Annotated in this window: 13 protein-coding genes; 5 read left to right on the forward strand and 8 right to left on the reverse strand. The window is 57.1% G+C overall.

Translation table 11 applies throughout. From position 1 onward, the window contains the following. Nucleotides 1-170: 170 nt before the first annotated feature. From B7444_RS02030 to B7444_RS02055, 6 genes are all read right to left on the reverse strand, one after another. Nucleotides 171-1,595 carry a sensor histidine kinase gene (locus tag B7444_RS02030; RefSeq protein WP_007282704.1) on the reverse strand — a complete coding sequence of 475 codons (1,425 nt, stop codon included), beginning with the start codon at nucleotides 1,593-1,595 and terminating at the stop codon, nucleotides 171-173. Beyond that, complete coding sequence (locus tag B7444_RS02035) at nucleotides 1,582-2,313, reverse strand: response regulator transcription factor (RefSeq protein WP_015073587.1); 732 nt, start codon at nucleotides 2,311-2,313, stop codon at nucleotides 1,582-1,584. The genes B7444_RS02030 and B7444_RS02035 overlap by 14 nt, the downstream gene beginning before the upstream one ends. A 47-nt stretch (nucleotides 2,314-2,360) precedes the next feature. Beyond that, the gene (locus tag B7444_RS02040; protein WP_007282702.1) at nucleotides 2,361-3,587 is read right to left on the reverse strand and encodes a DNA recombination protein RmuC; all 1,227 of its coding nucleotides are present in this window, start codon (nucleotides 3,585-3,587) and stop codon (nucleotides 2,361-2,363) included. A 44-nt stretch (nucleotides 3,588-3,631) separates the two neighbouring features. After that, entirely contained in the window at nucleotides 3,632-3,877 is a 246-nt protein-coding gene (locus tag B7444_RS02045; RefSeq protein WP_007282701.1) for a hypothetical protein, read from the reverse strand. 109 nt (nucleotides 3,878-3,986) lie between these two features. After that, on the reverse strand, nucleotides 3,987-5,162 hold the full coding sequence (locus B7444_RS02050) for a BaiN/RdsA family NAD(P)/FAD-dependent oxidoreductase (RefSeq protein ID WP_015073584.1): 1,176 nt from the start codon (nucleotides 5,160-5,162) through the stop codon (nucleotides 3,987-3,989). Nucleotides 5,163-5,175: 13 nt separating this feature from the next. Then, nucleotides 5,176-5,844 carry a glutathione S-transferase family protein gene (locus B7444_RS02055; RefSeq protein ID WP_007282699.1) on the reverse strand — a complete coding sequence of 223 codons (669 nt, stop codon included), beginning with the start codon at nucleotides 5,842-5,844 and terminating at the stop codon, nucleotides 5,176-5,178. A 79-nt stretch (nucleotides 5,845-5,923) separates the two neighbouring features. Between B7444_RS02055 and minC the strand changes: the two genes are divergently transcribed. From minC to B7444_RS02075, 4 genes are all read left to right on the forward strand, one after another. After that, a complete protein-coding gene (gene minC, locus B7444_RS02060) occupies nucleotides 5,924-6,661 on the forward strand; it encodes a septum site-determining protein MinC (RefSeq protein WP_015073583.1) in 738 nt (245 codons plus the stop codon). Nucleotides 6,662-6,821: 160 nt separating this feature from the next. Further along, a complete protein-coding gene (gene minD / locus B7444_RS02065) occupies nucleotides 6,822-7,640 on the forward strand; it encodes a septum site-determining protein MinD (RefSeq protein ID WP_007282697.1) in 819 nt (272 codons plus the stop codon). Further along, the gene (minE, locus tag B7444_RS02070) at nucleotides 7,637-7,918 is read left to right on the forward strand and encodes a cell division topological specificity factor MinE (RefSeq protein ID WP_007282696.1); all 282 of its coding nucleotides are present in this window, start codon (nucleotides 7,637-7,639) and stop codon (nucleotides 7,916-7,918) included. Before minD ends, minE begins: the two co-directional genes overlap by 4 nt. Before the next feature lie 76 nt (nucleotides 7,919-7,994). Beyond that, entirely contained in the window at nucleotides 7,995-8,357 is a 363-nt protein-coding gene (locus B7444_RS02075) for a YidB family protein (protein WP_007282695.1), read from the forward strand. A gap of 45 nt (nucleotides 8,358-8,402) precedes the next feature. On the opposite strand, the gene B7444_RS02080 is transcribed toward B7444_RS02075, so the two are convergent. After that, nucleotides 8,403-9,620 (reverse strand): SMP-30/gluconolactonase/LRE family protein, encoded by a 1,218-nt coding sequence (locus B7444_RS02080; protein WP_007282694.1) that lies wholly within the window; start codon nucleotides 9,618-9,620, stop codon nucleotides 8,403-8,405. A gap of 251 nt (nucleotides 9,621-9,871) precedes the next feature. Between B7444_RS02080 and B7444_RS02085 the strand changes: the two genes are divergently transcribed. Continuing rightward, a complete protein-coding gene (locus tag B7444_RS02085; protein ID WP_231502772.1) occupies nucleotides 9,872-12,280 on the forward strand; it encodes a TonB-dependent receptor plug domain-containing protein in 2,409 nt (802 codons plus the stop codon). 41 nt (nucleotides 12,281-12,321) lie between these two features. On the opposite strand, the gene B7444_RS02090 is transcribed toward B7444_RS02085, so the two are convergent. After that, nucleotides 12,322-13,332: an SDR family oxidoreductase gene (locus B7444_RS02090; protein WP_007282692.1), complete on the reverse strand. Its 1,011-nt coding sequence runs from the start codon at nucleotides 13,330-13,332 to the stop codon at nucleotides 12,322-12,324. Nucleotides 13,333-13,391: the final 59 nt, after the last annotated feature.

The raw sequence follows: 13,391 nt of genomic DNA on the forward strand, positions 1-13,391 counted from the left end.
GCGCCTGCTGTGCTCCCGTTCCTGAATGACAGGAGTTGCACGGCTTCGTCAGTCTTGGTCAGTCTCAACGGGCGTCCCCTTCAAATTGAGACAAGTCATACCGGACATATATGGTGCGACAAGCAAAATTGAGTTTAAGAACGCCCCGATTCAGCCCTGAAATAGAAATGTCATGTAATATTGAGGGGGTGATCCACGCCGCTTCGGCCCGAAAAATGAATCGTGAATACTGATCCAGCCATTTCCCTGTTCGGACGATAGGCACTGATTTTCAGGGAAGCTCCGTGCAGATCCACGATGGCGGAAACCAGACTCAGACCAAGACCACTTCCGGGAATGTGACGACTTTTGTCAGAACGATAGAAACGCCCCAGGACGGCACCACGCTCATCTTCAGCAATACCAATCCCCGTGTCATAGACCTTGAGCCAGGCACACCCGGATTCATCCCGCCCGGCGATCAGACCGACTTCACCGCGAGGCGGCGTAAACTTGATGGCATTGTCCACCAGATTGGCGAGAACCTCGTTCAGAAGATCCGTATCACCATACAGCGGAATCGGACTGTCGATCCCACTGACCGTGAGGGCAAGACCCTGCGTCTCGGCAATGGGTTCGTACAGATCTGCGATTCCTGCAGCCAGTTCTGACAGATCCATACTGGTAAACCCGGCACGACGACGGCCATTTTCGATTTCACCGATCCGCAGCAGCGCGGTGATGACGGAAAAGCACTGATCCAGATCCTGCGTGGCCCGAAGGATAATCGACTTGAGATGTTCCGGATCATCCTGCGAGGACAAAGCCCGCTCAAGACGTGCACGAACGCGGGCCAGAGGGGTCCGCAGATCGTGAGCAATATCGTTCCCCACGTCGCGGATTTCATCCAGAAGATGCTCAAGCCGGTCCAACATCCGGTTCACGGCACCAGCCAGACGCTCGATATCGTCCCACTCGCGCCCTGCCGGCAGACGCTCATGCAAATCACCCGCCATGATACGCTCGATCGCCTGGCGCATCTCTTTGACGCGCCCCAATGCCCGATGACTGAGAAACAGTCCGGCAAGCAGAGCAAACAGCACCATCGGAATGACTGAAATCAGGGCTGCGCGCTTGATGATGTATCGCAGTTCGTCTGCCATATGCATCGAACGCGCCAGAACAAGAATGCGGTCTCCACTTCCTCCATCCGGCCCAGGCACTTCGATGGCCAGATAACGCATTTCGTAGGGTGTATCTCCCGGAGGAGCGACCGTTAGTCGGCGTGTCCGGTCAGACACCTCCAGCCCTTCCGGCCAGTGGCGGATATCTCCGACAATCCGGTTATGGTTCAGATCAAACAGACTGGCGCCATTCAGGATGACGCGAAGATCCGTTTTGCTCCGCTCGCGGACTTCATCTTCAAGGCGCTCAGGACTTTCCTGCACCAGAAGAGCCGCTTCACGCCGCAGCAGATCGCTGGAGCGCGCGCTCTCATATCCGTTCATCTGGGCGTAGACGAGCCCGAACTGAAGCAGGATACCGCCAATCATCGCCACCACGAACGCCAGTGTCAGGCGGAACGTGGCAGTCCGGAAAATGTCAGTCCGATACACGCAGACTGAACCCTGCGCCACGAATGCTCTGTATCAACGCCGGCTCACCCGCGACATCAATCTTGCGCCGAAGCTTGCCGATATGCACGTCCACCAGATTGGTCTGCGGGACAAAGCGGTAGTTCCAGACATCTTCCAGCAACATCGTGCGTGTCAGAACCGTTCCCGGCCGACGCATCATATATTCCAGCAGACGGAATTCACGGGGAAGCAGTTCGATCTCACGCCCGTTACGGAAAACCTTCCGCTCGATGAGATCCATCTCCAGCGGCCCGACACGAAGCACCGTCTCACGACTATCGGTCGGGCGACGCAGCAGGGCTTCAAGACGGGCAGCAAGCTCTTCCATCGCGAACGGCTTGGTGAGGTAGTCATCACCACCCGCCTTCAACCCATTCACCCGATCGTCCACCGCGGACAGCGCCGACAGAACCAGAACAGGTAACATGATCTTCTGACGGCGCAGGATCTCGATGACGCTGAGACCATCAAGCTCAGGTAACATCCGGTCCACGATCATCAGGTCGTATCGCCCGGACTGCGCAGCCTCAAGGCCAAGAAGACCGTTCTCTACGTGCGTAACACTATAACCGCGAGACGTCAGTTCCTCGGCCACTTCCAAGGCGATGCTTTCATCATCCTCGATCAGTAGCAAACGAATAGCAGGCTCATTCGGGCGGGAAGCCGCCTCGTGTTCAGATACGGGCATCATGCTCATGACTGTCACATGGGGGAATATCAGCTGTCATCCCATTAAAATCAGTCTTAAACTTCGGGAAGATCAAGATCGTCCTGAGTATCTTCCAGATTTTCTACCCCATCCAGGGCTCTCAGGCGACGTCCAAGCACGCGTGTCCGACGCCGGGCTTCCTCAATCGTATTGCCCATTGTCCCTGCATTCCGCTGCAATCTGTCCAGCACCTGATCCATCCGAAGCATTTCCTGCCGGGTTGCTCCAAGTAAGGTAGCGATCGCTTCTGTCCGTTCTTCCAGCGCCAGTGTCACATAACCGAGATGAACAGTGCGAAGCATGGCCGGAAGCAGGGAGGGCCCCATAACGATCACGCGATACAGACGCCCGATCTCATCAATGACGCCGGGCATCCGGGCAATCTCGGTATAGAGACCATCTGTCGGCAGATAGAGCACTGCAAATTCAACCGTGATCGGCGGGCAGATGTATTTGGAGGCAATCTTGCGTGCCTCGAGCTTCATCGTTGCTTCAAGTTCCTTACGCGCTGCCTTTTCAGCATTCGCATCAGAGAGTTCGGTCGCGTTCAGAAGGCGCTCATAAGCTTCTGTCGGAAATTTGCTGTCGATGGCCAGACGAGGCGCAACGTGACCCTTTACTGGCATCCTGATGGCAAACTCGACTGATTCCCCGCCATCTCCGAGACGGAAATTCGTATCGTAGCTACCTTCCGGAAGGACGTCATCGAGAATGGCGCGGCATTGCGCCTCACCCCATCCGCCACGCGTCTTCACATTGGAGAACAGACGTTTGAGGTCACCAATCTGAGCCGTGACGTTCGTAACTTCGCCCAAGGCTTTCTGCATGGCGCTGAACTGTTCGACCACACGCTGGAAGCTGGTCTGCATCTGCTTCTCGACAGCACCATGAAGCTGTTCATTCACGGCAGCACGGATACGTTCAATCTGTATATTCTGGGTCTGCGCCATCTCTCGAAGCGCCTCGGACAGCAGAACACGGCCTTCCGCCTGATCCTGCCCGACCCTCCGGGTCAGATCTCCCAGACGGTCGTTTGTTTCCAGCCGAAGCTGATCCATCCGACTGGAAAGGACGCGTTCGACGTCTGCCAGATGAGCGCGCTGGTACTCGGCATCCCGCGCCCGCTCATCCGCTTCACGGTTCAGAAGACGCGCAACGTCGCCACTTCCGCCCTGCATGATCGCAAGAGCCGCGACGACGAGCGAAATTGCGGCAATAATCCATGGAACAAGCTGCGCCATACCGGAAATCCCATCCTGCATGGCGCGGTTCTATCTCCTTCAGCCCAAAGGGCCAATGTCAGGGATTACGGCTGATGCACATTGCCGTAACTGGCAGCCCCCAGACCCGGGCAAGAACACGATGTCCCAAGCGGGACCTGAGTTGGCATCTTGCAGGTATAGATCCCGGCCTTACAGGTGTAGCCATAACCAGCGACCGGAGCAGACGGGTTCACAGGCCCGGGAGCAGCCGTTCCCACGCAGGCTCCCAGCCCGAGAAAAGAAAGCCCCACAGCGACACGCAGCGCAGAACGACGAATGGAACGAGACATCGGTATGACCCTCTCAAGACAACATGAATGAGCGGAAAACGGATTTCCACTGCGTCAGTTGCGGGCATCCTACGCCGGTATGGCAATCCTGTGGCGTAATTGTTCCAGCTTACTTGCGATCAGCCGCAGCCTGTCCCGCCGCAACACCGCTGGACCAGGCCCACTGAAAATTATGACCACCAAGCCAGCCTGTCACATCCACGGCTTCGCCAATCGCATAAAGCCCCGGAACATCACGCGCTTCCATCGTCTGGGACGAAAGACCGCTGGTATCGATCCCGCCCCGCATAACTTCCGCCTTGGCGTACCCTTCCGTGCCCGCAGGAGAAATCTCCCAGCGGGACAGACGATCCGCCAGCGCACGGAGTTTCTTGTCTGGCTGATTGGCCAGCATCGTATCCCCGAGATCGGCAACAAGCTCTTTTGCGAGACGAGACGGGATTGCATCCAAAAGGCTGGGAGGCAGAGCTTTCGGGCGAGCCTGCTTGATCTCCAGCAGCATCTTCAGGGCGTCTTTACCGGGAAGCAGATCAATCTGAGCCGATCCGCCATTCTCCAGATAGGACGAAATTTGCAGGATCGCCGGGCCAGACACGCCACGATGCGTAAAGACCATGCCATCTTCAAAGCGCGGCCCCTTCTTGCCCGTCGTGGCGACGACATTCAGGGACACGCCAGCCAGAGACGGATCAGCATCCGCCAGAACGAGCGGAACAAGCGCTGGCGCCGTCGGCACGATCTTAAGGCCAAACGCTTTCGCGATCCGCAACGAAAGATCAGAAGCGCCCAGCTTTGGAATGGAAAGACCGCCTGTTGCCAGAATAACAGAGCGCGCCTGAACATCGCCGGCATCCGTCTGCACGACAAATCCGCTTCCGTCAGAGCGGACATCTGTGATTCGCGTCTGCATGCGTGCTTCGCAGCCCGCTGCCTGACACTCGGCAATCAGCATGTCCACGATCTGACGTGCAGAGCTATCGCAGAACAGTTGCCCTTTGGCCTTCTCATGCCAGGCGATGCGATAACGATCCACCAGCTTCACGAAGTCGCGCGGCGTGTAACGTGCCAGCGCAGAGCGGGCAAAATGCCTGTTCTGAGAGATAAAACAGTTCGGGCCGGTTTCCAGATGCGTGAAATTGCATCGACCACCACCCGAAATCAGGATCTTGCGACCCGGTTCCGGCCCGTGATCCAGAACGAGAACACTCGCACCTTTTTGCCCGGCGCTCGCAGCAGCCATGAGGCCAGCCGCACCAGCCCCAAGGACCACCACATCATACGTCACGGACAACTCCCGCTCAGAAATCCAGATTAGCGTAATGACCGGGAGGCGTAATGCCACTCATCCGGTCCGTCAGAAGTCCACGGAAACATGGGCGGGATTTGACCCGGGCATACCAGTCTTTGGCAGCAGGTGCCTTGGCCCAGTTCACGTCCCCAATGAAGTCAAGCGCAGAGAGCTGCGCTGCCGCCGCGAAATCGGCCATCGAAATGGATGGGCCCGCCAGCCAGGACCGCGTCTCCGCAAGCCAGCCGATATAATCCAGGTGGAACCGCATGTTGCCATAGCCAGCCCGCAGCACATTACCGTCCGGATGACCACGACCATACAAACGCTTGTCCACCTTCTCACCCAGAAGATTACGTGTGACTTCCTGAGCAAACCGGCTTTCGAACCAGTCCATCAGGCGGCGAACCTCAACGCGCTCAGCCAGCGTACGCCCTAACAGAGGGGTATCCGGGTAAGCTTCGTCCAGATATTCGCAGATAACCCGGGCGCCGGGAACGGCAAGCCCGTTCTCTTCAACAAGGACGGGAACTTCGCCAGCGGGGTTCAGCGCAAGGAATTCCTCACGCTGTTCCCAGACCCGTTCGATCACGAGTTCGCAGGGCAGTCTCTTCTCGCCGAGCACAAGCCGAACCAGACGGCATTGCGGGGAGAGTGGAAGGTGATGCAGGATACGCATGCTTCATGTTCTAAGTCAGCCACTACCCGCTCACAAGAGCCTCCGTCACCGCTTCCTTACAGGGCCAACGAATTTTCCGATGTCAGACACTGCATCCGCTTCCCACGCCTCTTCCCCGATGCGCATCCGTGCCCGTGGTCGTTCCTTCCTGGCGCTCGTCCTGTCTCCGGAAGCCCCACTCGATCTCTGGCTGGCTGGTCTCGATCAGCAGATCGTACGTTCCGGGGGACTCTTCAGCGGCAAACCAGTTATTCTCGATCTCGGCCTTCTGTCCGCAGATACCGTCGGTCTGACGACCCTTCTCGAAGATATTCGTCTGCGGGGCGTCCGTATCATCAGCATTGAGGGCGGCGACCGCTCCTGGCCTGCCGTAGCCGACTGGGACTGGCCAGCCTCTTTTGAAGGCGGCCGTCCTTCCGGTGAAGTCGAGCTACCGGAACAGGCCACTGAAGCAGATACCGCAGCGGCCTCAGCCGTTTCCGGCGGTCAGACCCTTGTACTTGATGGCGCAATCCGCTCAGGCCAGTGCATCCAGCACATGCAGGGTGATATTGTCATTCTCGGCTCTGTCTCCTCGGGTGCGGAAATCGTGGCTGCCGGGTCCATTCACGTTTACGGTTCGCTCCGTGGGCGGGCCATTGCGGGTGTGGGCGGAAAATCCGAAGCCAGAATATTCGCATCCCGGATGGAAGCTGAACTTCTTGCGCTGGATGGCTTCTATGCCGTCACGGAAGATATCGATCCCGCGATTTTCGGTCAGCCCGCTCAGGCTCTTCTTGATGAAGACCGGGTCCGTGTTCTACCGCTTCCCCGGTAACGTAAAGATCTTGCACCGGCGTTAAAGTGACCCGGTGCCACGAAACCGCCCCTATTCCCATGTTGCCGTAAGGCTTCACTATCCCATAGTATGCGAAGAATAGGCGCGGCTTCCGTGCATTAGGCGGCAAACAGTCGCAGACGCAGTTTTTGGAGTTTTCATGGCCAAGGTTCTGGTTGTCACCTCAGGCAAGGGTGGCGTCGGCAAGACGACATCAACTGCTGCCCTCGGCGCAGCACTTGCGCAAAGCGGGCAAAATGTCGTTGTCGTGGATTTCGACGTCGGCCTCCGGAACCTTGATCTGGTCATGGGGGCCGAGCGCCGCGTGGTTTTCGACCTGATCAACGTCGTACAGGGTGATGCCCGTCTGTCGCAGGCCCTGATCCGCGACAAGCGCTGCGAAACTCTCTCCATCCTCCCTGCCTCCCAGACGCGGGACAAGGATGCACTGACGTCTGAAGGCGTGGCACGCGTCATGGACGAACTTCGCGAAAAATTCGACTGGGTCATCTGTGACAGCCCAGCCGGTATCGAGCGTGGCGCCCAGCTTGCGATGTACCATGCAGATGCTGCCGTGATCGTCACAAACCCGGAAGTCAGCTCCGTTCGTGACTCGGACCGCATCATCGGCCTGCTCGATAGCAAGACCCAGAAGGCAGAACGCGGCGAGAAGATCGAGAAGCACCTGCTTCTGACTCGTTACGATCCGGCTCGCGCAGCACGCAAGGAAATGCTGAGCGTTGAAGACGTTCTGGAAATCCTTTCGATCCCGCTCGTGGGTATCGTTCCAGAAAGCGAAGATGTTCTGAAAGCCTCGAACGTCGGTGCTCCCGTCACGCTGTCCTCTCCTGAAAGCCTTCCGGCACAGGCTTATTTTGAAGCCGCACGGCGCCTGTCAGGCGAAAAAATTGATGTTTCGGTGCCAACCGAGAAGCGCCGCTTCATCGACTGGCTGTTTGGCAAAAAGGGTGCGGCATGAGCTTCCTCGCAAACCTTTTCGCAAGGCGGCAGCAGTCAACAAGCGCCGTTGCGCGTGATCGTCTCCAGATCCTGCTGGCTCATGAGCGCAGTGCTGGGGAAGAAGGTGAATCCGACCTGCTGAAGCAGCTTCACAAGGAGATTATGGAGGTTATTGCCCGCCATGTCGCCGTGGATCAGGACAAGGTCCAGATCAAGCTGGACCGTGGCAGTGGCTGCTCGATGCTGGAAATTGATGTCGAAGTTCCGCAGGAACTCAGCAACAAGCGCGCATCCTGATCTTCTGACAGAACGGCACGCCCGACCCATATTCTATAGCGGCCGTGTGGCCGCATCAAAGGACGGAAGACACATTATGAGCGGCTTCTTCGGAAACATCGTCAATCAGGCCATGGGTGCTCTTGGTGGCCAGCTGGGGGACAAGCTTGGTGGCAGCTTTGGTGACATGCTCAAGGGCGAAGGCCTGAACATGCTCATCAATCAGGCCAAAAGCGCCGGCCTGGAAGACAAGATCCATTCATGGATTGGCAATGGTGAGAACCTGCCCATCACAACAGACGAACTCCGCAATCTTCTGACCGACCAGCAGGTCCAGATGCTCGTTTCCAAGACGGGCCTGCCAGCGGCCACCATTCTGCCCGCACTGGCTCAGCTTCTTCCGGCTGCGGTAGATCAGCACACGACAGGCACACAGGTTCCTCCAGAGCAGACAGCCTGAACAAACACAAAAACCCCGACCAGGAAATTGGCCGGGGTTTTTTATTCAGTCTCCTGGCGTTCCGGGTTTCGTCGGAGCAGCCTCAGGCAAAGCATTAGCAGGCTTTGGCTCCTCAATCGGAAACCGGGCCAGAAGATAAGGCGGCTCCCGTCTGTCTTTTCCGTCATTAAAAGACGCCAGCCGGTTCCACTGTCCGAACGTGCAATAGACATGCGTCTCGGATGCGAAAATCCCATCCGGGGAAAGTATGCGCGGATCACGGAGCATTAGCTTGAATGATCCGTCAATATCCCGCCGAAGAATGCAGTCGTGCTCATAATTGGTCGTGTAGAGGCGATCATGACTGTCAAAATCCAGACCATCCGCTACCCCCTTTTCCCCCTCATCCCGAATGGCCGCCTCAAGCTTGGTGTCATCTGATGTGGGATCTGCCAGAAGACCAACTGGCAAACTGTAAAGTCTCCGGCTGGTCAGGGGTGCGAAGTAAAGGCGTTGCTCATCCTTCGTAATGGCGATGCCATCCACTCCACCGGAAACCAGCTGTGGCTTTTTGGGCAGATACTGCCGGGGTTCACCTTCGATAATCGCCAGAAAACCCGTCTCCGGAAGAATGGCCCTGCTCTGACTTAAAACCCGACGCCCCTGACCGGTCGCAACGTCCACAACAACCAGAGCCGGTTCAGTTCCGAACGACGAATCCGTCACGAAAACCGTTCCCGCAGCCCCATGCGACAACGACACACGCAGGTCGTTCATATGGCTGTTCGGAAGCAGAACCGGTGCCTTGAGAAGGATCCTGTGCACAATGGTATTGGTTTTCGGATCAATACAGACGATCTTTGCGGCCCCCGGCTCAATCGGATGCCCAGCCCGCTTTCCATCATCAATGACCCAGATACGTCCGTTACGGTCCAGGGTCATTCCGTGAATAGACACCAGACACTCCGCATCAGAGCGATGACCAGGAAGGCTCTCTTCTCGTGAAGGGTAAGGTTCCACCTTTCCCTTCAGCAATTCCCCGAGCGTTGCTCCTTTATGATTAACGGCATGCCGGGGAAAGCCGACAAAAACGCGTCCATCAGGCAACACTACAATACCCGACGGACCGGGGCCATCGAAGCTCGCCACAACATCGAAAACACCATGAGGGGCTGTTCCCCGGTCCTCGTTCGCATCAGCGAAAGCCGGGGATGCGCCCAGCGGGACGGCGGCCAAAGAGACCGGTGCGATTGAGGCCGTTTGCAGGAAATGGCGACGCTTCACAGATCAGACTCCCATTTTTCGTTACGACAATTCTGTGTCATAACGTGCCAAGTGAGGGAACGGCGCCACACTGAGGCAAAAAATACGCAAATGTTATTGAAACGGAAGAAATTCCGTTGACCAAATCGATACACGATAACAAATTGTCAAATTATCAAACACTCTCGTGAGATCGTGAAATCGTGTCTGTACGCTTTTCCTCCCGGCATATCGTGCTTCTGGGTACCACTCTTCTTGGCTCCTCCCTCATCATGCCGGTTACAGGATTTTGTGCAGCTCCTACTGCAAAAGCCGAAACCACCCATAAGAAAGCAAAGAGCCGCACGTCAGTTGCGCCAGCACCTGCAAAGGATGTTTCCGGCGGCAATGAATCCGTGATCGTCACAGGCACCCGGGAATTTGGAAAAAAGGCCCGCGACTCGATTTCCCCGATCGACGTCGTCTCCAACCGGCAGATCGCATCCACCGGTCAGCCAACCCTCCGTGACGCCCTCTCCCTGCTGCTGCCCTCTTTGACAGTCCCAACTGCTGGCTTCGACGCAGGCGCACTCACGGATACGATCGCCCTGCGAGGCCTGAACCCAAACGAGACCCTTGTGCTTGTTGATGGCAAACGCCGCCACACGACAGCCAACATCTATGCCGATCCTGGCCCGTCACAGGGTGCAACGCCAGTTGATATCGACATGCTCCCCATGTCCATGATCGACCATATCGAAGTCCTGCGCGATGGCGCCTCTGCCCAGTATGGTTCTGACGCGATTGCCGGCGTGGTGAACATCATCACCAAAAAGCAGGACCACGGCCTGAACATGCGCTCCAATACGGGTATTACCAGCGAAGGGGATGGCTTCCAGCAGGGCGTCTATCTGGATGGCGGTTTCAATCTTCATAACCGCGGTTATGTCCATATCGGCGGCGATTTCGTGCATCAGGACCATGCGTTCCGGTCCGGGAAAGATAACCGCACGAACCAGTATACCAATCAGGTCCTGAGCCAGCCTGAACAGACCCGTGAAAGCGTAGCGGTCACCGCCGGTTACGACATCACTGAGAATGTCCAGGCCTACGCAAGCGCGACCTACGCCCATCGCCACGCAGAGTCTTATCAGAATTATCGCCTGCCCTCGACCTTGAGGAGTTATCCAGGATACGCCGCAAAATACCCTTACGGCTATTCACCGATCCTGGGGCTGGAAGAAAACGATTACGAGCTGACGGCTGGTTTCAAAGGCATGCTTGCAGGCTGGCACTGGGACCTGTCCACAGTTTATGGCCGCGATTTTGACCGGTTTGACGCCCTCAGCACGATCAACAGCGCCGTCTATACGGCCTCAGGTCGCACGCCGACGAACTTCTACAATGCACAGGGGTATAACAACTCCCAGTGGACGAGCAGTTTCGATCTTTCCCGGAAGTTCAACTTCTCGTTCTGGCCACACAGCATCAACGTGGCTGGCGGTGCAGCCTACCGTTATGAGTCCTATTCCATGGGGACAGGCTCAGCAGACAGCACGGCCGGCAGCGGCGCTGACGGTATTCCCGGAACTACCCAATACAACGCAGGCAACTGGTCTCGTGATGTTGCATCCGGGTACATCGACATTGCAACGCATCTGATGAAGAACTGGCAGGTCGATCTGGCCGGACGCATCGAGCATTATACGGATGTCGGCAATGCCAAGACGGGGAAGATCGCCACACGCTACGACTTCAGCCCACGCTTTGCCGTCCGTGGAACGTTCAGCAGTGGCTTCCATGCCCCGACACTGGCCCAGCAGCATTACTCCGCGCTCGCTGTCTCCCCGACTGCCGCGCGCGGCCTGATTGCAGCCAACTCTCCGGGCGCGTTGGCCAACGGTGCATCCCAGATGAAGCCCGAGCAAGCCACAAGCGTCGAGGGCGGCATCGTCGTCGAACCCATTCGCAAGCTACATGTGACCGTAGACGCCTATCAGATTGACCTCCGCGACCGCATCCAGCCAGGTGGAACGATTTACGGCTCAGACGCTTACAGCGCCCTTGCCATGAACAACTTCCCTCTTCCAGAAGGCTCCAAGAACTGGGGAGCCGGTCAGCTTTCCACATACTGGTTCGCCAACGTGGCCACGACCCGCACGCAAGGTCTGGATATCAATGCGACTTACCCAAGCGAGTTTGGCCGCTTCGGTCATGTGGACTGGGACGTGGCCATCAACCTGAACCGGACGCGCCTGCGTCATCAGGGCACCACAACCACCGGTGCAAACCTGCTGACAATCCCAACACTCGCCTACCTGACGACCGCTTATCCGCGCTCCAAAATCATCTTCGGTGGCCGCTGGCATTCTCCCAACAACACATGGGCAGTGGCAGTACACGAAATCCGGTATGGCCAGACAACGTCGAACCTGACCTACTACACAGGCCCCAATGCGTTCTCGACGACGAATTACCTCGAGTTCCAGAACGCTCCAAAATGGACGACCAACGCGTCTGTCACCTACAACATCAACCCGCATTGGAGCGCGACGATTGGTGGCAACAATATCTTCGCCGCCTATCCGTCCACGGTGCCTAAAGCAAACCGTTATCTGGGCGCTCCCAAGTACTACATGAGCACCAACCAGCTCGGTATTGCGGGCGGCTACTACTACCTGGATGTCTCAGCCCGCTTCTGAGACAGAACCAAACCGGCGGCGGCTTCTCCGCCGGTTTTTTATCAGCCCGGCACCCCGGTGCCGCCTGTCACACCAAACACCTGCCCTGTTATGTAGCTGCCATCCGTGCTGGCAAGCTGAACATAAATGGGCGCAATTTCTGCGGGCTGCCCCGGTCGTTTCATCGGAACTGTAGAGCCGAATTTTTCGACCGCAGACATCGGTTGACCGCCGCAGACCTGCAGCGCCGTCCAGAACGGCCCCGGTGCAACCGCGTTGACCCGTATCCCTTTCGGGACAAGTTGCTTGGCGAGGCTCTTTGTCAGGTTTGCAATGCCAGCCTTGGTAATACTGTAGTCCACGAGAATTTCAGATGGCTCATACGCGTTGGAAGAACTCGTGTTCACGATCGAACTCCCCGGCGGCATATGTGGAATGGCTGCCTTGATGATCCAGAAGAGGGCATAAAGATTGGTTTTCAGAGTCCAGTCAAAATCTTCGGTCGTCAGATCAAGAATACTCTCGTGATAATGCTGTCGACCAGCACAGTTTACGAGACAGTCCAGACCACCCAAACCAGAAACGGCATCGGTTACAAGCTGCTGGCAAAAGGCCTCGGTGCGAATGTCACCGGGTAACGCCACAGCCTTGCGCCCCTCAGCCTGAATCAGCTGGATGACTTCCCGGGCATCCTCTTCTTCCTGCGGCAAATAGGAAATAGCAACGTCAGCACCTTCGCGGGCAAAGGCAATGGCCGTTGCCCGCCCAAGACCTGAGTCGCCACCGGTAATCAGAGCCTTACGCCCCGCCATGCGCCCACTGCCACGATAGGTTTTCTCCCCGTGATCCGGGCGCGGCGTCATATGCGAAGCCAGACCTGGCCAAGGCTGAGGTTGTGACCTGAAAGGGCCGGCCGTATGAAGCTTTCCGGGATCCATCAATGGAACAGCAGCCTTACCCTGCGCAGGCGATGCTTCGGCTTTGGAATGGCCTGCAGACGCCATGGCAGCCAGACCGACAGCCGCACCTTTCAGAACCTTGCGACGTGCATCGTCGGAGGTTTCTTCACTCATTGTCAGACCCTTCCCTGTAAAGGTGCTAATTGCCGGCTAACACCGACACAGCACTCATT

This window comes from Gluconobacter thailandicus F149-1 = NBRC 100600, assembly GCF_000964465.1.
Lineage (GTDB): Bacteria > Pseudomonadota > Alphaproteobacteria > Acetobacterales > Acetobacteraceae > Gluconobacter > Gluconobacter thailandicus.

Bases quoted from the DNA above. Each gene is read 5' to 3' on its own strand.
- B7444_RS02045 (WP_007282701.1), bottom strand. From the start codon at position 3,877: ATGTCTCGTTCCATTCGTCGTTCTGCGCTGCGTGTCGCTGTGGGGCTT.
- minE (WP_007282696.1), top strand. From the start codon at position 7,637: ATGAGCTTCCTCGCAAACCTTTTCGCAAGGCGGCAGCAGTCAACAAGC.
- B7444_RS02075 (WP_007282695.1), top strand. From the start codon at position 7,995: ATGAGCGGCTTCTTCGGAAACATCGTCAATCAGGCCATGGGTGCTCTT.
- B7444_RS02035 (WP_015073587.1), bottom strand. From the start codon at position 2,313: ATGAGCATGATGCCCGTATCTGAACACGAGGCGGCTTCCCGCCCGAAT.
- minC (WP_015073583.1), top strand. From the start codon at position 5,924: ATGTCAGACACTGCATCCGCTTCCCACGCCTCTTCCCCGATGCGCATC.
- B7444_RS02055 (WP_007282699.1), bottom strand. From the start codon at position 5,844: ATGCGTATCCTGCATCACCTTCCACTCTCCCCGCAATGCCGTCTGGTT.
- B7444_RS02085 (WP_231502772.1), top strand. From the start codon at position 9,872: ATGCCGGTTACAGGATTTTGTGCAGCTCCTACTGCAAAAGCCGAAACC.
- minD (WP_007282697.1), top strand. From the start codon at position 6,822: ATGGCCAAGGTTCTGGTTGTCACCTCAGGCAAGGGTGGCGTCGGCAAG.
- B7444_RS02090 (WP_007282692.1), bottom strand. From the start codon at position 13,332: ATGAGTGAAGAAACCTCCGACGATGCACGTCGCAAGGTTCTGAAAGGT.
- B7444_RS02040 (WP_007282702.1), bottom strand. From the start codon at position 3,587: ATGCAGGATGGGATTTCCGGTATGGCGCAGCTTGTTCCATGGATTATT.